Below are 19647 nucleotides of genomic sequence, written 5' to 3'. Positions count from 1 at the left end.
GGGAGGAAGTGGGATACAAGGCGGTGCGTGAAACGTAAGGGTGCCCGCAGCGAAAAGGCGGAGCAGCGCGCCGTCACGCATCACGTTTCACGCATTACGCACTCCATGAAATTCGTCGACTACGTCACCATCTCCGTGCGCAGCGGGCGCGGCGGGCCGGGGGCGGCCACCTTCCGCCGCGCCAAGTACGAACCGAAGGGCGGCCCCGACGGTGGCGACGGCGGGACGGGCGGCTCCGTCGTTCTCGAAGCCGACAAGAACCTCTACACGCTCCTCGACCTCCGCTACAACCGCCACCACTTCGCCGGGCACGGGCAGCCCGGCGGCAAGGCCCAGAAGACCGGCAAGAGCGCCGACGACATCGTGCTCCGCGTCCCGCTCGGGACGGTCGCGCGCGACGGCGAGACGGACGCCCTCCTCGGCGAACTAATGGGCGATGGCGACCGCGTCGTGCTCGCGCAGGGCGGGCGCGGCGGCCTCGGGAACGTCCACTTCAAGAGCGCCACGAACCAGGCCCCAACGTATGCCCAGCCCGGCGAGCCGAACGAGGAGCGCGAGGTCACGCTCGAACTCAAGCTCCTCGCCGACGTCGGCCTCGTCGGGTTTCCGAACGCGGGCAAGAGTACGCTCGTCTCGACCCTCTCGGCGGCCAAGCCGAAGGTGGCCGACTACCCGTTCACGACGCTGGAGCCGAGCCTCGGGATGGTCTACCTCGGCGACCACCGCTCGTTCGTCATAGCCGACATCCCTGGCATCATCGAGGGCGCGAGCGACGGCAAGGGCCTCGGCCTCCGGTTCCTCAAGCACATCGAGCGCAACGCGGTTCTCCTCTTCGTCGTCCCCGCCGACGAAGACGACCCCGGCGCGCAGTACCGCACCCTCCTCGCCGAGGTTGAGGCGTTCAACGCCGACCTGCTCCGCAAGCCCCGCCTCGTCGCGCTCTCCAAGACTGACCTCCTCCCGGCCGATATGTTGGGCGCCTTCGTCGCCGACGCCCGCAGCGGCTTCCCGGACGACGTAGAGATGCTGCCCGTCTCCGCCGTCGCGCAGCGCGGACTGGACCGGCTGAAGGAGGCGCTTTGGAAGAGGGTGAACGAGGGCGTGGAAGGCAGGGAGAGAAAGGAGGAGAACGCCGGCTGAGAAGCATGACGCTGGAGCCCGTCACCCTCCCTGCCCTCCGTACCCTCCACGCTCCTATCTTGAATCTCTTCCGCTCTTCCTCGCCTGACCGTGGACCTCTTCGCCCGCACCGCGCCGACCGACGCCGACGAACTGCGCGCGCTCGTCGCGCTCTCGCTCGTGCCGGGCGTGGGGCCGGGGCGCATCCGGTCGCTGCTGGCGCACTTCGGCTCGGCGACGGAGGTGCTCGCGGCCCCGCCGCAGGCGCTGGCCCGGGTGGAGCGCGTCGGGCGCAAGACAGCCCAGGCCATTGCCCGGTTCGAGGGCGAGGCCGAGGTCGACGAGCAGTTCGAACGCGCCGAGCGGATCGGGGCAGCGTTGGTCCCGCTGTGGGACGCGCGCTACCCGTCGCTCCTCCGGCAGATTTACGACCCACCCGCCGTCCTCTGGCTGCGCGGCGACCTGGTACCCCAAGACGAGCGCGCTGTCGCCATCGTCGGGACGCGGCGGGCGACGGCCTACGGCAAGCGCGTCGCGCAGGACTTCGCCTTCGAACTCGCGCGGCGCGGGTTCACCGTCGTCAGCGGCCTCGCCTACGGGATCGACGCGGCGGCGCACCGGGGGGCGCTCGACGCCGGGGGCCGGACGCTCGCCATCCTCGGCTCCGGCGTGGACCGCATCTACCCGGCCAAGCACAAAGCCCTCGCCGAGCAGATCACGGGGCAGGGTGGTGTGCTCTCCGAGTTCGGCCTCGGAGCCTCGCCGGACGCGCCGAACTTCCCGCGCCGCAACCGGATCATCGCGGGCCTCTCGCTCGGCACGTTCGTCGCTGAGGCGCGGGCGACGGGCGGGGCGCTCATCACGGCGTGGATGGCAACGGAGCAGAACCGCGCCGTCTGGGCCGCCCCGGCCGCGCTCTTCTCGCCGACGGGCACCGGTACCAACCAACTCATCCGCAAGGGCTACGCGACGCTCGTGACGAGCGTGGACGAACTGCTCGAAGAGATCGAGGGGCAACTGCCGAAGGTGCCGGGTGCGGAGCCCACGACCGAGGCAGCGCCCGCGCCGCCGGTGCTGGGCGGAGCGGAGAAGAAACTCTACGAGGCGCTCACTGCCGAGCCGGTCCACCTCGACACGCTCTGCGAACGGGCGGGACTGGACGCGTCGTCGGCCCTGGTCTACCTGTTGTCGCTTGAGTTCAAGGGCCTCGTCCGCCAACTCGCGGGCAAGCAGTTCTTCCGCGCCTGAACAAGTCGGGACGTGACGACTATCTTGAGAGGCCTCTCTCACGTCTCGCTTACATGAAGACCAGCCTCCTCTGCCTCGCGGCGTTCTTCGTCGTCGCCACCGCGCTGCCACTGATCCGCGAGCCGTACTGGTGGATTCGGATGTTCGACTTTCCCCGCGCCCAACTCGCGGTGCTCGGCGTGGTCACGCTCGGGCTGATGCTAGCGTTTTACGAGCGGGGGAGCTGGCCCGACTATGCGGTCCTCGGGCTGGTCGGGCTCTGCCTCGTCTTTCAACTCTGGCGCATCTGGCCGTACACGGGCCTCCACCCGGTGCAGTCTGCACCCGCAGCGATGACGAGTAGCGACCGGACCTTCCGGCTCGTCGTCTCGAACGTGCTGATGGACAACCGCGACAGCGAGACGTGGCTCCGGGTGATCCGCGACGCGGACCCCGACATGGTGGTGGCCGTCGAGACCGACGCGTGGTGGGCCGAGCAGGCGCGGGCGCTCGAAGCGGAGTGGCCGCACACCGTGCTGGAGCCACTGGAGAACACCTACGGGATGCTGGTCTACTCGCGCTGGCCGCTCTCCGAGACCGAGACGCGCTACCTCGTCCAGGACGACGTGCCCTCGATGTGGGGCCGGGTCGAGTTGCCGAGCGGCGACCGGGTGCGGTTCGCGTTCATCCACCCGCGCCCGCCGCGCCCCGACATCCAGCAGGACTCCGAGGCGCGCGACGCCGAACTCGTCCTCGTCGCACGCGAACTGGAGGGTGAGAACGGGCCGGTCGTCGTGGCGGGCGACCTCAACGACGTCGCGTGGAGCTACACGACGCGGCTCTTCCAGCGCATCTCCGGCCTCCTCGATCCCCGCATCGGGCGCGGGCTCTACGCGACGTTCCACGCGGACTACCCCGTGATGCGCTGGCCGCTCGACCACGTCTTCCACTCCGAGGACCTTCAGGTCATCCGGATCGAGCGCCTCGCGCACGTCGGCAGCGACCACTTCCCGATCATGATCGACCTCGCCTACGAACCGGAGCGGAGCGACGAGCAGGCGGCCCCGGAGGCCGACGCCGAAGACCAGGACGCTGCGGAGGAGATCCTGGACAAAGCCCGCGAGTGAGCACGGGAGAGTGGGAGAGTGAAATAAAACCGATTAAGTCAACGAGACCGTTCGCACGAAGCGCCAACCGTCTCACCGTCCTCCGTCTCACCGTCCTCCGTCTCACCGTCCTCCGTCTCACCGTCCTCCGTCTCACCGTCCTCCGTCTCACCGTCCTCCGTCTCACCGTCCTCCGTCTCACCGTCCTCCGTCCCCCGTCTGTCGTACCTTTGCTGAGACCGCCGCATAGAGCCACCCTCTGACCGTATGGGCATCCTGGAGCGCCTGGGCCTGGGCCGCAAGACGGGCCGCCGCCCGAGCCGCGTCGGGCTTCAGCTTTCGACCGCGAAGCCGAAGCCGGGTCGCCGCATGACGCGCAACGAGGTCCTGGTGCGCGTCGGCATCTTCGGGACGCTGCTGCTGCTGACCACGCTCGCCTTTCCCAACCTGGAACCCTACGAGCAGGGGACCCAGGTCCAGCCCGGCGACGTGTGGCAGCGCCAGGAGGTGATCGCGCCGTTCCGGTTCCCGGTCTACAAGAGCGAGGCCCAGCTCCGCGCCGAGCGCGACTCGGTCCGCTACGAAGAGCCGCCGCTGTTCGTGCGCGTCCCCGACGCCGCCCAGCAGACCGAGGCCGCTGTCGACTCGCTCGACCGGCGGTTCGAGAGCTTCCTCCAGGCCTACGTCAACTGGCAGCAGAACCGCTCGCGGGGCCAGGCCGAGGCGGCCCAGCGCGACTCGGTGCAGTATGGCGAGCGCCTCGTGACGTTCCAGCGCTGGCTGTCGCGGGCGCAGGTCGACCTCCTCGTCGCCTCCTACGCCGCCCGCGCCGGGCTCGCTACCACGTCGCGGGCCAACACGTCCGGCCCCGCGCTCCACGACCTCCTCACCCGCGCCGTCGGTACGGTCTCCAGCCGCCTGCTCCCGTTCGGCATGCTCGACGTGCCGAAGGACAGCGTGCTGACGTCCCAGATCGCGCTCGTCGACGCGGAGGAGCGGACTGAGACGCTGATCCCGAAGGAGGACGTCTACGGCCTCAACGAAGGGCTGACCCTGATCCGAAACGAGCTCCGCATCCGCTTCCCGAACCGGCCGGACGCGGTCGAGATCGGGATGGCGTTCGTTGGCCAGACCCTCCAGACCTCGCTGCAGTACATGCGCGAGGAGTCGGAGGCGCGGTGGCAGGAGGCGGCCGAGGACGTCTCCCAGGTGACCGGTGTCGTAGAGGAGGGGCAGTCGGTCGTGCGGCGCGGCGACCGGGTGACGGAGGAGGTGCAGCGCCAGCTCTACTCGCTGGCCCGCATCCGCGCCGACCAGCAGGGCAACGTCGGGCCGCTGCAGGTCCTGCTTGGCGAGACCCTCCTGTCGCTGGCAGCGTTCCTGATCTTTTTCCTCTACCTCTTCCTGATGCGGCGGCGGGTGTTCTACGAGGCCCGCTACCTGCTCCTGATCGGGCTCGTCTTCGCCGCCATCATCGGGTTCTTCGGCGTGGCCGTCCGCCTCCCCGAAGTGGCCGACCTCGCGGTGCCGGTCGGCCTCGCCTCGATCCTGCTGACGGTGATCTTCGACTCGCGCGTCGGGATGTTCGCCACGATCACGCTGGCCTGCATCGGCGGGCTCATCTTCGGCTACAACTTCGAGTTCACGTTCGCCACCATCTTCGCCGGGATGCTCGCCGTCTTCAGCGTGCGCGACGTCAAGAACCGGAGCCAGATCATCCTCACGGCCGCGCTCGTCTTCGGGGCCTACGCCCTCATCCTCGGGGGCTACTTCCTGCTCCGCGCCGGCGAGGTCGAGCGCCTGCTCTCCGAGCTGTCGTTCATCGGGATCAACAGCATCCTCCTGCTCTTGGCCTACCCGCTGCTCTGGATCTTCGAGCGCACCTTCGGGGTGACGACGGACCTGACGCTGCTCGAACTCTCGGACACCAACCGGCCGCTCCTGAAAGAGCTCTCGCTGCGCGCGCCGGGGACGTTCAACCACGTCCTCCAGGTCGCCAACCTCGCCGAGGCCGCCGCCGACGCCGTCGGTGCGAACGTGCTCCAGGCCCGCGTCGGGGCGCTCTACCACGACGTCGGCAAGATGATCAAGCCGGAGTACTACATCGAGAACCAGCAGGGCGGCGAGAACCCGCACGACCGCGTGACGCCCTACATGAGCGCGCTCGTCATCGCCAGCCACGTCAAGGACGGCCTCGACCTCGCCCAGCAGGAGAACCTCCCCGAAGTCGTGCGGAACTTCATCCCGACCCACCACGGGACGACGATGATGGAGTTCTTCTACCGCAAGGCCGAGGAGCTGCGCGGCCCCGAGGACCCGCCCGTCGACGAGATGGAGTTCCGCTACCCCGGCCCGCGCCCGCAGACCAACGAGCACGGCATCGTGATGCTCGCCGACTCGGTCGAGGCCGCCAGCCGGAGCCTCGACAAGCCCACCCCGAAGCGGCTCGAAGGGCTCGTCGATGACATCTTCCGCGCCCGCATCGAGGACGGGCAGCTCGACGGCTGCGCCCTCACCTTCGCCGACCTGAACCGCATCAAGGAGGCCTTCCTCTCGATCCTGAACGGCATCTACCACCTCCGCGTCAAGTACCCGGACCAGGACAAAACGATCGGTGCCGAGGAGGCCGACGCGGCACCCACGCCGGCCGAGGAGGAGTCCGGGACTCCCGAAGTCCCGCAGCGCCCCCAGGACGTCCCCGCGCGCCCCGACGGTGCCTCTGGAGGCACCGCCGGGCGCGCGCAGGACCCGTCCACGGAAGAGCGCGCCTCGCTCGGCTAAGGTCGCTCGCTCGGCTAGCGGGTGAGCACCAGCCGGCCCGACTCGGTGCGGGTGCCGGCCTCGAGCCGCCACAGGTAGACCCCGCTCGGGAGCGCGCTCCCATCGAGACGGGCGGTGTGGCTACCGGCCTCCTGCCAGGCGTCGACGAGCACGCCGACGCGGCGGCCGAGGGCGTCGTAGACCGTGAGGCGGACCGGTGCCGCCTCGTCCAGGGCATACCCGAACGTCGCTACGCCGCGCGCCGGGTTGGGATAGGCGAGGACGGGAACCGCCGCGCTGGCCGCTGCCTCGGGTCCGGCTTCGCTCTGGGGAGCCGCCGCACCGACCGTGCGGACGACGATCGCACCCACACCCGCCGCGCCGGTCGTCGGGACGAAGGCGAGGTCGAGCTGTCCGTCCGCGACCTCGACCGTTGCCGTGAGGTCGTAGGCCGTGTCGTCGTCGGCCACGTCGTCGATGTTGAAGTCGGCCACGACGGTCTCGCCCTCGGCCTCGACGCTGAAGACGCGCGTGCCCGGGATCGGGGCGATGTCGGCGAACTGGAGGGTCACCTCGTAGGTCCCATTCGCAAGCGGGGCGGCGTAGGAGAACGCCCCGTAGCGCGCCGACTGGTAGAGCGCGTCGTCGTCGGTCCCAGCGATGGGGTCGGCGGTGGCGTAGGTCCGGCCGCCGGAGAAGGCGATGTCGGCGAGGTAGGCTACGCCGCTCGCAGACGTGTACGCCGCGCCGCCCGCGTTGACGGCCCCGACGACCTCGCCCACCGGGTTCTCGCGCGTGACGAGCGCGGCCCAGTCGGACCCCGCGTCGGACGGCGGCGTGCCGAGGCTGCGCGTGCCCCCGCCCTCGACCGAGGCGACGGAGCCGGCCTGGAGCGCCCCGCCGTCGCGCGGGTCGAACCACTGCACGTCGAAGGTGCCGCTCGGGAGGTCGAGGCGGACGCTGCCCGCGTCGGGGGCGTAGACGGCGTAGACCTCGCCGGGGAGGGCGAGCACGTAGTCGTCGTTGTCCGCCGCGAGGTCGTCGGCGCTTTCCATCTCCCAGAACGGGAGGTGGGTGCGGAAGAACGTGAGCGCGTGGCGGGTGTAGTCCCAGAGCCGGTCGCGGGTGCGCCAGTCCTGGGCGCTGAGGTCGCCGGCGCAGGTCTGGTAGCCGAAGTACCACTCGACGCCGGTCCCGCCGGCCATGAGGTTGGCCCAGAGCGCTTCGGTGCGTGCGGCCGTGTGGTTGTTGCCCGGCCCGTCGCAGCTCACGCCGGTGTTGGCGTTGCCCGGCTCGTCGATGGCGACGTGCCACGGCCGGCCGGCGGCGGCGGAGCGGTCGAGCCACTCCAGCGTCTGGTCGTGGCCGCCGTTCATGCTCGAGAGTTGGAGCGAGGCTCCGGTCATGTGGGGATCGCCGAGGAGCGGCCCGTAGACTTGCTCCTTCTGGCCGGGGTAGGTGTGGATGACGATGGGCCGGTCGTAGGCGTCGAGCCGGTCGAAGTACTCGGCGAAGGCGGCGCGCTGAGTGGTCGTGTTGGTGTTCTCCTCGCCGAGGTTCCAGTTGAGCGCGAGGTGGTGCCCGAAGCGGGCGACGAGCTCGCGGTAGTAGAGCTTGCGCTCAGTCCCGAGTGCGCCGCCGTCGAGCACCTGGTCGTTCTCGGTCTCCTGCGTCTTGAAGTGCAGGAAGAGGCCGAGGCTGTCGGCGTGGGTGAAGACAATCTCCCACTGGTCGAGCTTCGAGACGTCGTAGCGGAGGCGGGCGGTGGACGACTGGCCGGGCGTCGTCCACGGCCACACGTCGCGCCCGTCGCCGAGGGGGTTGTTGAAGGGGAGGAAGCTGAACGCATTCATCCCCTCACTGGCGAGGTAGTTGAGCGCGCCGATGAGGCCCTTGCCGCGGCCGCCGGCCCACGTCGGATCGCCCGGGTTCCAGTCGGCGACGTGGGGTGCCCAGGTCTTGGCTTGGCCGTTCGTGTCGAAGGTGTCGTCGAAGTCGACGTAGGCGAGGAGGTTCTCCGGGCTGTCGGCCCCGCCCTTGACGAAGTACTCGCCGTTGTCGAAGCGGAGGTAGCGCTCGCCGACGTAGCGGAGGACGCCTTTGCCGCGGTTGTCGCGGCAGTCGGTGACGCCGTCGCACGCCTCGGAGGGGACGAGGACGAGGGCCGTGCCCGCGCCGCCCGGCGTGCCGGGGTCGTCGGCAATCGCGACGCCCGGACCCTCGTAGGTTTCGAAGCTGACCGCCCAGGACCCGGCCGGGAGCGTCGCGTGGGCGCGCCACTTGTTGCCCGACGTGGCACCGGTGTTGGCCGCGTCGCCGTCGGCGGCGAAGTAGCCGGGGACGGTGAAGCCCGAGCCGTCGTCGTAGCTCGTGAACTGGACGTCGAGCCGGTAGTCGAGGAACGGGTTGGGCGCGCCGTCTTCGCTCAGGCACGGGCCGGTGAGGGTGATCGTGACCGGGTGCCAGGCCATGAGCTGGCCGGACGCGCTGCGCGTACCCTCGACGGTGTAGTCGCCCTCGTCGCCGGTGCAGTTCGTGGGCGGCGGGTCGTCGCCTTGGACGACGGTGAGCTGGACCGCGAGGGCGTCGCCGGCTTGGCCGCCGCCGTTCGTGCCGGTGAAGGGTGTCGCGGTAAGGGTGTACGCGCCGGGCTGGGCCAGCTCCGGGACGGGGTTGAAGTCGCCGCCCGTATCGCCGCCTAGCGCGTAGGGAGCGACGTTCTCCGTCTGGTAGTCGGGATTGCCCGCGAAGGCGAACCGCACGCTCCCCACGTTGCCCGAGGCGTTTGCCACGATGCTGAGGTTGGTCGTGGGCAGCGCCGCGAGGTCGAGCGTGTCGCCGGTGGCGAGCAGGCCGAGTTGCTGGTCGGTGTCGGCGTTGTAGAGCGCGAGATCGGTGACAGCCGGTTGGGCCAGTGCAGCAGGGACGAGCAGGGTGAGGGCGGCGCACAGGGCGGCCGCCTGCCGAAACAGGTAGGGCATGGTGGTGGGGGATGGGCGGCTGCTCCGCGACAGGCTCTGTCACTCGGGCAGGGAAAGGCCGGGGCGGTGAGGCCCGGTGCGTGCAGCCGGTGGTGGAGCCGACCGGTGCGTCCTCGCCGACGCCGCTACGTGGTGGGAGCGTCGACCGGTCAACGTGGTGGGTGGGTTGGGCTGGAGCGCCAGAGGCACTCGCGGCCCCGAACATACATCGGTAGGCTGCGGAGCGCAAACACCGCGCTAGCGCCGCACGGCCTCGCGGACGCCGTCCAGTGAGGCAGGGTTGACGAGGTGGCGCAGCGGCGCGTGTGCTGTGTCGGTCAGCAGCGGGCGGAGCTTGCGCCGCGCCTGCGGCGTGAACAGCAGCAGGTCGATGTCCTCGCAAAAGCCGGCCAGGCGTTCACGGTTGGCGTCCGAGGGCAAGGCGAGGGCCGTCCCCGAGAAGGCGGTCAGGCTGCGTAGCTCGGCCAGCAGCGGCGCGACGGCGTCGTCGTGGCGCGTGACGACGCCGAGGGTGTCGGTCGGCAGGAGGCGGGCGACGCGCGCGAGCGTGGCCGGCGGCGGGTGGACGAGCACGCTCACCGTTTCTCCGAGCGGCACGGCCTGCGCCGCTGCCTGCGCCGAGGCGTGGGGCGTCACGACGAGGTCGGCGTCGGCGTGGTGCGCGAGCGCGTCGAGGCGGACGGCTTCGACGCGCTCCTGGATGGCGGCGCTCACCTGCTCGGCGCACGTCTCGGCCAGCTCCCGGTAGGCCGCCGCGAAGACTACCTTCGGGCGTACGCCGGGGTCGTCGAGGAAGGCGAGTTGCTCCTGGAAGAGGTACTCGACCTCGCCGTCGTCGAGCCCGAGCCCGATCAGCTTCTGGATGGCGTCCTGGACGACAGCGGCACCGCGCTCCATCCGGTCCGCCGCCGGGGCCGGGGCGCGCTGGGTGACGGTGTAGCCGCTGCCCCGGCGGGCGTCGAGCAGGCCCTCGGCTTCGAGCTGCTGGTAGGCCTTGCGGATGGTATGGAACGAGACGCCAAGCTGCTGGCCGAACGCCCGCGTCGAAGGAAGCCGCTCGCCCGGCCGGAACCGCCCGGTGGCGAGGTGGAACCGGAGCTGCTCGGCGAGCTGCTCGGCGATCGGCGTGCTGGCGTCCCGGTCGAGCTGGATCATCACTACCCGCCGCTTGGAAAAAAGGGAAGGGGCGCTGCAACTTGGCGCAGGCCGTCTCGAAAGACAGAGGAGCCGGGCCGTCGCTGTCCTGCCTTCGGTTGGCCCGGTTGCTACCGTCAATCTACACCTACCGGAGGCCCCCATGCGTGTCACCCGACCCTACTTCATTCCCGTCCTGTTCGTCGCTGTCGCCCTCGCAGGCTTCGCCCTGCCCGCCGCCCCGGACCGTCCGGCCTCCGAGCCGTCGATGTACCAGATCGACAAGGCGCACTCCGTCATCGGCTTCAAGGTGCGCCACCTCGGCATCACGAACGTCACCGGGACGTTTTCCGACTACAGCACCCGCATCAAGCTCGACCCGGGCGACCTCCGCACGATGGAAGTGGCGGCGCGGATCTCGGTCGAGAGCGTCGACACCGGTAACGCGCGCCGGGACGACCACCTCCGCTCGCCTGACTTCTTTGAGGCCGAGACCTACCCCGACATCCGCTTCCAGAGCACCGAGGTCGTCTCGGTCGACGGCAGCGCGTTCGAGCTGGCCGGCGACCTCACCATCCACGGCGTGACCCAGCCCGTCGTCCTCCAGGGCGACGTGATCGGCACGGCCGAGGGGCCAGGTGGCAACCGCCGCATCGGCATCGAGGCCGAGACGACGGTCGACCGGCGCGCGTTCGGGCTGGAGTGGAACGGCCTCACCGAGGCCGGCGGCATCATCGTCGGGCACGACGTGCGCATCTTCCTCGAACTCCAGGCCGTGCAGTCCTGAGAGAGACTGTTGGAAGTGCGGGTGCCGAAGCGAGAGCGAATGGAAAAGGCTCCCGTTGAGGCGTGCCAGGAGCTAGATGCCGCAGCATCGATGATGCAGCGCAACGCTGACGGGCTGTCTCGCAGCCCTTCGCAGCGCGTGGCGGTGAATCTTAAACAGTCCCCCAACAGTCCCTGGTGGGCTCGGAACAGGAGCAAAGCGGGCGGGGCCCTGACGGTAACCGCCCGCTTTGCGCAGTCGGTTTCCCCTAGCGCAGCCGCGAGACCTGCTGCGTTCGGACGACGGTACCGCTCTGCCCCTCAGCCTGCATTCGAACGAGATAGGTCCCGCTCGGAAGGTGGGCGGCGTCGAAGGCGACGTGATGAAACCCTGCGCCCAACGGGCCGTCCACGAGGGTTGCTACCGTGCGCCCCAGCACGTCGTGCACCACAAGCTGGACCTTCGCGGCGGTCGGCAGGTCGAGGCTGAGCGCTGTGGCTGTGTCGAAAGGGTTGGGGTAGGCCGGGCGGAGCGCAAACGCTCCTCGTGCGGCCGCCGAGGCAGTCGCCGCACGCTGCTGCGGAACGGTCGGGGTGCCGAAGGCCTCGATCTCGTAGTAGCGCGCGCGCTTGGGGAGTTCGAAGAACCCCCACTGCCGCCAGGGCGGCTCCGTGAACCGGAACTGGATCGCCTTCACGCCGGTGGCCAGCGGCGCGCCCTCGAGCCCCGTGATGACGAGGGCCGACCCTCTCTGGAGATCGTTGACCGGAATGTGCTGAAAGGCACCGAGTCGCAGGAACGCCGCGGGGGCATCGACCAGGGAATACCAGACCTCGTAGGCTTGCGGGAGCTTGCCGTGCTCGTTCCCGCCGGCTCCCGACTGGATACGGTCGATGTCGTAGCCGGCGGCGTTCTCGTTCGTGTTGAGAGCGAACGTGCTGGTCCAGGTGTGATCGGGGTCCTGGGCGAAGTCGTCCGAGAGGCCGTTGTAGACGCCCGTGAGCCCGTCGTTGAGGACACCGGGGTCCGTCTCGCCATCGTAGTCGGTGTGGATAGCGCGCTGCAGCGTCGTGCTGCCAGCCTGGATGAGGCTGTTCCGGGAAGGCTGCCAGGGCGTCGCGGACGAAGTGCTGTAGTAGTCGCGCTGGCGCACGCCGTCGTCGCGGCCTGGGTTCGGGTTCCTGATCTCGCCGTCGAGAAAGCCGATGGCGCGCAGGCCCTCGAACCAGACTTCAGCCATCGTCTGGAACCCGCCGAGGCTTGGGTGGATGCCGTCGGGATTCGGGAAGGCGAGCATTGGGGTGTACATGTCCACCATCGTCACGCGGTGCCCGAGCGCCTGGTGCCGCGTCACCATGGCCGGGATGCGGCGGTTGAGGGCGACGATGTAGTCCCGCGTCTGCTGGCTCGCCGGCGGGTTGGCCGGGATGATCTGCGCCACGATCACGTAGACGTGCGGCGCGTGGGCGACGATGCGGGAGACAAGGTCGTCAAGCCGCTGGAGTACGTTCGGGATGCCCTGCGCGGCACTGCCATAGGGGTGGTAGTTCTGCTGCGCGTCGTTGGTGCCTGCGTGCAGAAGCACGACGGCCGGGTCCCAATCGTCGAGGCGCTCCTCGATGGGCGGGGCCCCCCAGAACCCCTCGCCACTGGCGATCTGGTCGATGCGGTAGGCTGAGTAGCCGTCTTGGTCGTGGTCGTGCCCGACGCCGTTGTCCTGGTCGCGGCTCATCCGCCGCCCCACGAGGTCCGGCATCTCAAAGGCCTGCGTGACCATGTTGATCAGCGGGATGCGGAAGCCACCGTCGTTGCCCTCGGTAATGGAGTCGCCGACGGGCATAATGCGGACTGGCACCTCCGGCTCGGGGCCGTGGGCGGGCTGCGCCACCGTCGGTAGGGCGAAGAGAAAGAGGAGGACTGCCGAGAAGCAGTGCATGGGCCGTGGGCGCGGAAGAACGGTAAGAGCCTGGAGTATAGCACTAGGTTGACCCCAGGAGGACATCGTCAGTGTGCTCCGGTGCTCCGCATGAGACACAGGGCCCGCAACTCGGCAGAGCAAAAAGAAAGACTGGCACTCGGACGTGAGCGCCAGCCTGCTAGAGTACCCCCGGTAGGACTCGAACCTACGACCCGCTGATTAAGAGTCAGCTGCTCTGACCAACTGAGCTACGGAGGCACCGCAGCGTACCACGGGGACCGGAAGGCTGTTCCGTTCTCTGTTGAAGCGCGCTCGAAGAGTGCCGCGCGGTCAGTCGAATGCGGGCGGGCAGGCGAGCGGACGCGCGATCGGCTTGCCGCCGGCCTGCTGCCGGACCCGGTAGGCGTAGGTGTGCATCGCGGCTAAGTCCTCGGGCGTGACGCCGAGTGCGGCGCGCACCCGCTCCAGCGTCTGCGGCTCGCCAGGCTCGATCTCGTCGTCGGCGAGAGCAACGTCCACGAGGCCGAGCATGAGGGCGCGGCGGATGGTCTCGTCGGCGTCGTGGAGGAGGTCGAGGCAGGCGTCGAGCGACGGCGGCGAGATGCTGAGGGCGAAGGCGCGCTGCCGGGCATCTTCGGAGAGCGCGTCGAGCCGGAGCGATTCGAAGATGATTTCGGACTCTCGCTCGTGGATCGAGTTGTCGGCGGCGGCGAGGGCGAAGAGAGCCCCGTAGAAGGCGAGTTGCTGGCGCTCGGTGAGGCCGGAGAGGTCGAGTACCTCAGGTACGGTAGCGGGCGTCGAGTCGGTCATCAGCGGAGGAGAAGGGATTGTCAGAAGGGAGGGCCAAGATACGGAAAGACCGTGCGAGGAAGCGAGTATTTGGCGCGTCCCGGCCTGTCCCGGAGAGCATCTCCCGGTTGAAGCGTTACCCCTCGAGCAGGCCGCGGATCACGTCCACGGCGGACCTGCCCTCGGCCTCGGCGTTAAAGTTGGGGACGATGCGGTGGCGCAGGACGGGGATCGCCATGCGGTCGACGTCCGCCACGAGCGGCGTCAGGCGGCCGTCGAGCAGGGCCTGAGCCTTGGCGCCGAGGATGAGGTACTGCGAGGCGCGCGGCCCGGCTCCGTAGCTGAGATAGTCGTTGACGGCCTGCGGCGTGCCGTCTCGCCCAGGCCGGGTGCGCGCCACGAGGCGGACAGCGTGCTCGATCACGTTGTCCGCCACCGGCACCTGCCGGACGAGGTCCTGGTAGGCGAGCAGCTCCTCGTGCCCGAGGACGGGCGCGACGTCGGCCACGCGCGCGCCGGTCGTGGAGCGGACCACGTCCACCTCCTGGCCGAAGCTCGGGTAGTCCAGCCACAGGTTCAGCATGAAGCGGTCGAGCTGGGCTTCGGGGAGGGGGTAGGTGCCCTCCTGCTCAATCGGGTTCTGGGTGGCGAGCACGAAGAACGGCTCCTCGAGCGCGAACGTCTCGCCGCTGGCGGTGACGCGGTGCTCCTGCATCGCCTCCAGCAGCGCCGCCTGCGTCTTGGGCGGCGTCCGGTTGATCTCGTCGGCGAGGACGACGTTGGCGAAGACCGGCCCGCGGACGAACCGGAACTCGCGCCGCCCGGTCTCCTGGTTCTCCTCGATGATCTCGGTGCCGGTGATGTCGCTCGGCATGAGGTCGGGCGTGAACTGGATGCGGCTGAACCGCAGGTCGAGTGCCTGCGCGAGCGTCTGGATCAGGAGCGTCTTGGCGAGGCCGGGGACGCCGACGAGCAGGCAGTGGCCCCGCGCCAGCAGGCACACGATCACGCCGCGCACGACCTCGTCCTGCCCGATGATGACCTTGCCGATTTCGCTGCGCAGCCGCTCGTAGGCGTCGTGGAGCGCCTCGACGGCGGCGGGGTCGGAAGAGGTGGGGACCATGGCGAGTTGCGAGTTACGAGCGGCGAGCTACGGACGGGAAGGGGGAGCCGGTGTCACTGAGCATTCGACGTTTGCAACGCGTCGCGCTCGAACCGAGGGTCTTTGATGGCGATGTAGACGGTCTCGCGGAGTTCCTCGATCCACTGCTGCATCTCGCGCTGCCGCTTTTCCTGGAGCGCGAACTCCTCGATCAGCGGGTAGTCGGTGGCGAGCGTCATCTGGTGCGCCGGCGTGCGCTTCTGCAGCTTGACGATGTGATAGGCTCGCTGACCGTCGAGGAGGTCCACCTCGGCCGCCGCGCTCACCTCGCCGATGGCGAGCGTGTCGATGGCGGCGTGCCACGCCGGGCTGAGCGCTTCGTAGCGCAGGTCGCGGTTTGTGGTCTGGGGGACGGTGACGTTGCCGCCGCGCGCGGCCGAGGTCTCGTCCTCCGAGAACGTCTTGGCCAGGAGCGCGAACGAGCCGCCTGCGAGGACGGAGTCGCGGACCGTGCGAAGCGTGGCGAGGGCCTCGGTCGGGTCGGTCTGCGAGGCGTCGATGCGGATGAGGACGTGGTTGAAGTCCACGAGGTCCCCGAGGCGCTGGTTGAGGCGCATGACGTGGAAGCCGAACTGGGTCTCGAAGACCTGGGACAGCGCCCCAGGTTCGAGCGTCGCGGCAATCGCCCCAAACTCCGGGACGAGGTCGCGGATATTGACGCGCTCGTAGCGGCCGCCGCGCTGCGCGCTGCCGGGGTCCTCGGAAAACGCCCCGGCGAGGGCTTCGATCGTGCGCGCCCCGGTGTCAACCGAGTCGCGGATGGCGTCAATCGTGGCGCGGGCAGCCTCGCGGGCGCGCTGGTCGACGGCCGGGAAGCGCACGATGTGGGCTACGCGGACGAGCTCGGGCACTTCGGGGAGGGAGTCGGCCGGGATCTCGGCGAACCACGCGCGGACCTCCTGCGGCGTGATGCGGATCTGGAAGTAGCGCCGGCGCTGGAAGTTCTGAGCGAGGAGCTGGTCGCGGACCTGGTCCCGGAAGTCCTCGCGGATCTGGTTCACGCTCCGGCCGTAGAGCTCGACGACGGCGTCCTCGCCGCCGAGCTGCTGGATGAGGGCCTCCGTGCGCTGGTCCAGCGCCTCGCTGACCTCGTCCGGGCTGACGACGACCGTCGTGTCGCGCCCGGCGTGCTCGACGAGCACCTCCTGCGTCACGAGGTCGCTGAACGCCTGGCGGCGGACCTCGTCGCTCACCGCCCCGCCGCGCGCGAGCTGGAGCGACAGCGCCTCGACGTCCGAGCGGAGGATGACGTTGTCCCCGACGACGGCGACGATGCCGTCCACCTCGCCGACGAGTTGGGCAGAGGCGGGGGCCGCGCAGAGGACGAGCGCACCGGCGAGGGCAAGGAGCGGGCGGGGTAGAGTCATCGACAGAGTGGGTAAAAACGGGGGGTAGAAACGAAGACGCTAGGCTTCGGGCGCTTGGCGCGTGGAGTCGGACAGCGGCGCGGCTATGGGCCTCGGCTCGCGGATTTCGAGGTGGCCGCGCGAGAGGGCTTCGTTGCGGAGGCGTTGCACCTGACGGGCCACCATCTGTTTCCGCACGCCGAGCGTGACCTGCTGGCGGACCTCGTCCTCGATCCACGCCAGTTCGGGCTCGCTGCCGGCCGCCGCGCGGGCTATGAGTTGGAGGACGTGAAACGTGGTGTCGGTCTCGAGCACAGCGCTGATCTGGCCCGGGCTGAGCTGGCGGATCGCCTGCCAGGCTGAGGCCTGGTCGGCGAGCAGGCGGCTCTCGGGGACGTAGGTCCGTCCGAGCGTGAGCGAAGCCGTCGTGTCGAGGGCGAAAGTCCGGGCGGCCGCCTCCCAGAGCGAGTCCGGGCTTGCGCTCAGCATAGCCTGCTGCATCGCCCGCCGCGCGTCCTGCGCCTCGCCGCGCGTTGCGGTCTCGATGAAGCGCACGCGCACGAACGGCTCGCGCAGGCGGAGGCGCTCGCGGTTGCGCTCGAAGTAGGTGTCGAGGTTCGCCTGGCTAGGGTCGGTGGCGTCCTCCTCGTAGAGCGAGCCCAGGAGGGCGGCGGCGAGGACGGCCCGTTCGTTCTCTTCGAGCTGGCGCTGCACGTCGGGCTGCTCGCGCAGGCCCCGGGCCTCGGCCTCGCGCGCCATCAGCTCCGCCGTCACCCACTGCTCGATCACCTGCCGCCGGGCGGTCACGCTGTCGAGCCCTACCGGGGCCACGTCGAGGGCCCGCTCGAGGTCGCCTGCGGTGAGGACCTCGCCGCCCACGCGGGCGACGTAGTCCTCGGGCACCGGCGGGGCCGGGTCGCCGCACGCAGCGAGGCCAAGCGCAAGGAGCAGGCAGAGAAAACGGGGCATGGCGGGCTGAAACGAGGAGGGGAGCCGGCGTGCGTGCGGCTCCCCTCTTCCATACGCGGTACGGGGACGGCTTATTGCATCGAGGCGCTGCCCATCATGGCCTCCATCGTGGGCTCGCCGGCAAAGGCGAAGCGGAGGAGTTCGGGGTAGAGCGCCGCTCCGTAGGCCTGGCGCAGCCGGGCGCGCAGCCGCTCGTCGAGCACGTCCTGGTAGTCGGCGACCACCTGGGCGCGGGCCTCGTCGAACGTCATCGGGCGCGGAGCTTCGATCGCGTCGAGCAAGAGCACCGCCTGGCGGCTCTGGTAGGGGAGCACCGAGGAGCGCTGCCCGACGTTCAGCACGCGGGCCTGGTCGAAGATCGTCTCGGACCCTTCGGCGGTCATCGTGGGCTCGTTGTTGATGAACACGGTGTCGATCTGCACGCCCTGGTCGGCCCCCGCGACGAGCGCTTCGATCTCCACCGGCCCCTGCCCAGCGTCGAGGGCCGAGGCCACGACCTGGAGCAAGGAGTCGCTCCGGCTGTAGAAGCCGACGACGCGCCGGCGCTCGGGGAACTGGTAGTCGGCGGTGTTCGCGTCGTAGTGCGCCACGAGGGCGAGCGAGTCGCGCGTGGCGGCGTTCCAGACGGAGTCCTCGGAGATGCGGAAGAGGAGGACGCCGTCGGCGTAGTCTTCCATGATCCGCCGGAACTCGGGATCGCGCTCTTCGAGGCGGAGCGCGACGAGCTCGACGGACTCCTCGTTGAGGAAGTCGTCGGCGAGGTCGAAGAGCTGGCCGAACTGGTCGGCCCCGGGTACCGGGCGGGCCTGGCGGATGTAGTCGGCGAAGGCACCGAGCGTGAACGTCGAGTCGCCGACCGTGGCGAAGGTCTCGCCGGCGAAGTCGCCGAAGTTCTGGGTCGCGGCGAGGAAGAGGAGGCTGTCCGGGGTGTAGGCAGCCGTGGCGCGGCGCAGCATGTTCGCGTCGACCGTGCTGCCGGCCTCGGTGCGGAAGGCGCGGCCGACGGCCTGGCGGCGGACGGCGGTGCGCGGCAGGCGCTCGGCGGTCTGCTTGAGGTCGGGGTAGGCCTCGTCGTAGGTCTCGAGCTCCTTGCGGCCGGTGAGGAGGATGACGTGGTACCCGAAGCGCGTCTCGACCACGTCCGAGAGGTCGCCGATCTCTCCGAGCGCGTAGGCGGCGTCGGCGAAGGGCGGCACCATGCGTGAGCGGGCGAAGAAGCCGAGGTCGCCGCCGCGCTTGCCGGAGGCCTCGTCGTCGGAATACTGGCGGGCGAGCGTGGCGAAGTCCTCCCCGGCGAGGGCGCGGTCGCGCAGCGAGGCGGCCAGGGTGCGGGCCTCGGTGGAGTCGGTGGCCGTCGCCTCGGGGCTGATGCGGACGAGGATGTGGGACGCCTGGATTTCGCCCTCGGCCGGGCGGCGGTCGGTGACGTTCAGGATGTGGTAGCCGAAGCGCGTGCGGAAGGCGGGCGAGACCTCGCCGACCGGCGTGGCGTAGGCCATGTCCTCGAACGCCTGGATCATCCGGCCGCCCGAGAAATAGCCGAGGTCGCCCCGGTTGTTCTGGGCCGACGGGTCCTCGGAGTTGCGCACGGCGATCTCCTCGAAGTCGGCCCCGGCGGCGACGGAGTCGCGGAGCGCCGCGATTTTCGTGAACGCTGCGAGGGTGTCCTCGGGGGCGGCGGTCTCGTCGACGCGGATCAGGACGTGCGCGGCGCGGATCTCCTCCTTCTGCTTCTCGAAGAGGTCGCGCGTGATGTCTTCGAGGACCTCGCGCTCGACGAGGTACGGCTTGGCAAGCTGCGCGCGGTAGTCGTCGATCTCGGCGAGGATCGTCGAGTCCCGGTCGAGGCCGAGGTCGCGGGCCTGCTGGACCTTCAGGCGGAAGTCGACGTAGCGCTGGAGGAAGTCCTCGTAGGCCGCCAGGGAGTCGGCGGCGGCGGCCTCGCGGCTGCCGACGGTCAGCGCGTAGCGGTTCTCGAACTCGCCGAGCGTCAGGGTCTCGCCCGTGAACTCGGCGACGGCCGCCGCGTCAGGGTCGGCGGGGATGCGCGGGCCGGACGAGCAGCCGGCGACGAGGCCGGCGACCAGGAGGACGGCGAGGGCGGGCAGAAGGGCAGAGCGGAGAAGCTGCATGGCGAGTCGTTGGGTACCGGTGGACGTCGGAGGAGCTAGGGCTGAAAGCCTGCGAAAATACTTCGCCGCGCCGGCTCGTTCAGACGCCAGAGGTTTAAGCATCGGCGAAAACGGCTGAGGCGTCGGGCGTGGAGGGCGTGGAGGGCGTGGAGGGCGTGGAGGGCGTGGAGGGCGTGGAGGGCGTGGAGGGCGTGGAGGGCGTGGAGGGCGTGGAGGGCGTGGAGGGCGTGGAGGGCGT

At 69.9% G+C, this 19647-nt stretch carries 14 protein-coding genes and 1 tRNA gene; 5 read left to right on the top strand and 10 right to left on the bottom strand.

What is annotated here, in order from left to right:
• Positions 1-105: 105 nt before the first annotated feature.
• From obgE to AAGI91_09655, 4 genes are all read left to right on the top strand, one after another.
• Positions 106-1140 carry a GTPase ObgE gene (obgE, locus tag AAGI91_09670; protein MEM1042885.1) on the top strand — a complete coding sequence of 345 codons (1035 nt, stop codon included), beginning with the start codon at positions 106-108 and terminating at the stop codon, positions 1138-1140.
• A 90-nt stretch (positions 1141-1230) separates the two neighbouring features.
• Positions 1231-2367 (top strand): DNA-processing protein DprA, encoded by a 1137-nt coding sequence (gene dprA / locus AAGI91_09665; GenBank protein ID MEM1042884.1) that lies wholly within the window; start codon positions 1231-1233, stop codon positions 2365-2367.
• A 53-nt stretch (positions 2368-2420) separates the two neighbouring features.
• Complete coding sequence (locus AAGI91_09660; GenBank protein MEM1042883.1) at positions 2421-3473, top strand: endonuclease/exonuclease/phosphatase family protein; 1053 nt, start codon at positions 2421-2423, stop codon at positions 3471-3473.
• Between the two features lie 246 nt (positions 3474-3719).
• The gene (locus tag AAGI91_09655) at positions 3720-6233 is read left to right on the top strand and encodes an HDIG domain-containing metalloprotein (GenBank protein ID MEM1042882.1); all 2514 of its coding nucleotides are present in this window, start codon (positions 3720-3722) and stop codon (positions 6231-6233) included.
• A 14-nt stretch (positions 6234-6247) separates the two neighbouring features.
• Here AAGI91_09655 and AAGI91_09650 read toward each other — a convergent pair whose 3' ends face one another.
• Both AAGI91_09650 and AAGI91_09645 read right to left on the bottom strand, forming a co-directional pair.
• Positions 6248-9193: a malectin domain-containing carbohydrate-binding protein gene (locus AAGI91_09650; protein ID MEM1042881.1), complete on the bottom strand. Its 2946-nt coding sequence runs from the start codon at positions 9191-9193 to the stop codon at positions 6248-6250.
• 237 nt (positions 9194-9430) lie between these two features.
• Positions 9431-10348 (bottom strand): GntR family transcriptional regulator, encoded by a 918-nt coding sequence (locus AAGI91_09645; protein MEM1042880.1) that lies wholly within the window; start codon positions 10346-10348, stop codon positions 9431-9433.
• Positions 10349-10490: 142 nt separating this feature from the next.
• On the opposite strand from AAGI91_09645, the gene AAGI91_09640 reads away from it, so the two are divergent.
• Positions 10491-11114 (top strand): YceI family protein, encoded by a 624-nt coding sequence (locus tag AAGI91_09640; protein ID MEM1042879.1) that lies wholly within the window; start codon positions 10491-10493, stop codon positions 11112-11114.
• 247 nt (positions 11115-11361) lie between these two features.
• Here AAGI91_09640 and AAGI91_09635 read toward each other — a convergent pair whose 3' ends face one another.
• The 8 genes from AAGI91_09635 to AAGI91_09600 form a co-directional block, all read right to left on the bottom strand.
• Positions 11362-13029, bottom strand: coding sequence for a GDSL-type esterase/lipase family protein (locus AAGI91_09635; protein ID MEM1042878.1), 1668 nt, complete (start codon positions 13027-13029; stop codon positions 11362-11364).
• A gap of 166 nt (positions 13030-13195) precedes the next feature.
• Positions 13196-13269 (bottom strand) — tRNA-Lys (locus AAGI91_09630).
• 72 nt (positions 13270-13341) lie between these two features.
• On the bottom strand, positions 13342-13821 hold the full coding sequence (locus tag AAGI91_09625) for a TerB family tellurite resistance protein (protein ID MEM1042877.1): 480 nt from the start codon (positions 13819-13821) through the stop codon (positions 13342-13344).
• A 115-nt stretch (positions 13822-13936) separates the two neighbouring features.
• Positions 13937-14923, bottom strand: coding sequence for a MoxR family ATPase (locus AAGI91_09620; protein ID MEM1042876.1), 987 nt, complete (start codon positions 14921-14923; stop codon positions 13937-13939).
• Positions 14924-14976: 53 nt separating this feature from the next.
• Positions 14977-16329 (bottom strand): peptidylprolyl isomerase, encoded by a 1353-nt coding sequence (locus tag AAGI91_09615; protein ID MEM1042875.1) that lies wholly within the window; start codon positions 16327-16329, stop codon positions 14977-14979.
• Between the two features lie 39 nt (positions 16330-16368).
• Positions 16369-17277: a peptidyl-prolyl cis-trans isomerase gene (locus tag AAGI91_09610; GenBank protein MEM1042874.1), complete on the bottom strand. Its 909-nt coding sequence runs from the start codon at positions 17275-17277 to the stop codon at positions 16369-16371.
• A 71-nt stretch (positions 17278-17348) separates the two neighbouring features.
• Complete coding sequence (locus AAGI91_09605) at positions 17349-19409, bottom strand: peptidylprolyl isomerase (protein ID MEM1042873.1); 2061 nt, start codon at positions 19407-19409, stop codon at positions 17349-17351.
• A 35-nt stretch (positions 19410-19444) separates the two neighbouring features.
• The coding region (locus AAGI91_09600; GenBank protein ID MEM1042872.1) for a hypothetical protein at positions 19445-19647 on the bottom strand (203 nt) is incomplete at its 5' end.

The organism is Bacteroidota bacterium, assembly GCA_038746285.1.
GTDB lineage: Bacteria > Bacteroidota > Rhodothermia > Rhodothermales > JANQRZ01 > JANQRZ01.
Note: the sequence above shows the minus strand (reverse complement) of the source record. Positions and strands in the feature narration are given on the sequence as shown.

What these genes read in the sequence shown, in the direction of transcription:
- AAGI91_09610 (MEM1042874.1), bottom strand. Translation starts at nt 17,277, where the DNA reads ATGCCCCGTTTTCTCTGCCTGCTCCTTGCGCTTGGCCTCGCTGCGTGC.
- AAGI91_09605 (MEM1042873.1), bottom strand. Translation starts at nt 19,409, where the DNA reads ATGCAGCTTCTCCGCTCTGCCCTTCTGCCCGCCCTCGCCGTCCTCCTG.
- AAGI91_09640 (MEM1042879.1), top strand. Translation starts at nt 10,491, where the DNA reads ATGCGTGTCACCCGACCCTACTTCATTCCCGTCCTGTTCGTCGCTGTC.
- AAGI91_09615 (MEM1042875.1), bottom strand. Translation starts at nt 16,329, where the DNA reads ATGACTCTACCCCGCCCGCTCCTTGCCCTCGCCGGTGCGCTCGTCCTC.
- AAGI91_09635 (MEM1042878.1), bottom strand. Translation starts at nt 13,029, where the DNA reads ATGCACTGCTTCTCGGCAGTCCTCCTCTTTCTCTTCGCCCTACCGACG.
- AAGI91_09660 (MEM1042883.1), top strand. Translation starts at nt 2,421, where the DNA reads ATGAAGACCAGCCTCCTCTGCCTCGCGGCGTTCTTCGTCGTCGCCACC.
- obgE (MEM1042885.1), top strand. Translation starts at nt 106, where the DNA reads ATGAAATTCGTCGACTACGTCACCATCTCCGTGCGCAGCGGGCGCGGC.
- AAGI91_09655 (MEM1042882.1), top strand. Translation starts at nt 3,720, where the DNA reads ATGGGCATCCTGGAGCGCCTGGGCCTGGGCCGCAAGACGGGCCGCCGC.
- AAGI91_09620 (MEM1042876.1), bottom strand. Translation starts at nt 14,923, where the DNA reads ATGGTCCCCACCTCTTCCGACCCCGCCGCCGTCGAGGCGCTCCACGAC.
- AAGI91_09650 (MEM1042881.1), bottom strand. Translation starts at nt 9,193, where the DNA reads ATGCCCTACCTGTTTCGGCAGGCGGCCGCCCTGTGCGCCGCCCTCACC.
- AAGI91_09625 (MEM1042877.1), bottom strand. Translation starts at nt 13,821, where the DNA reads ATGACCGACTCGACGCCCGCTACCGTACCTGAGGTACTCGACCTCTCC.
- AAGI91_09645 (MEM1042880.1), bottom strand. Translation starts at nt 10,348, where the DNA reads ATGATCCAGCTCGACCGGGACGCCAGCACGCCGATCGCCGAGCAGCTC.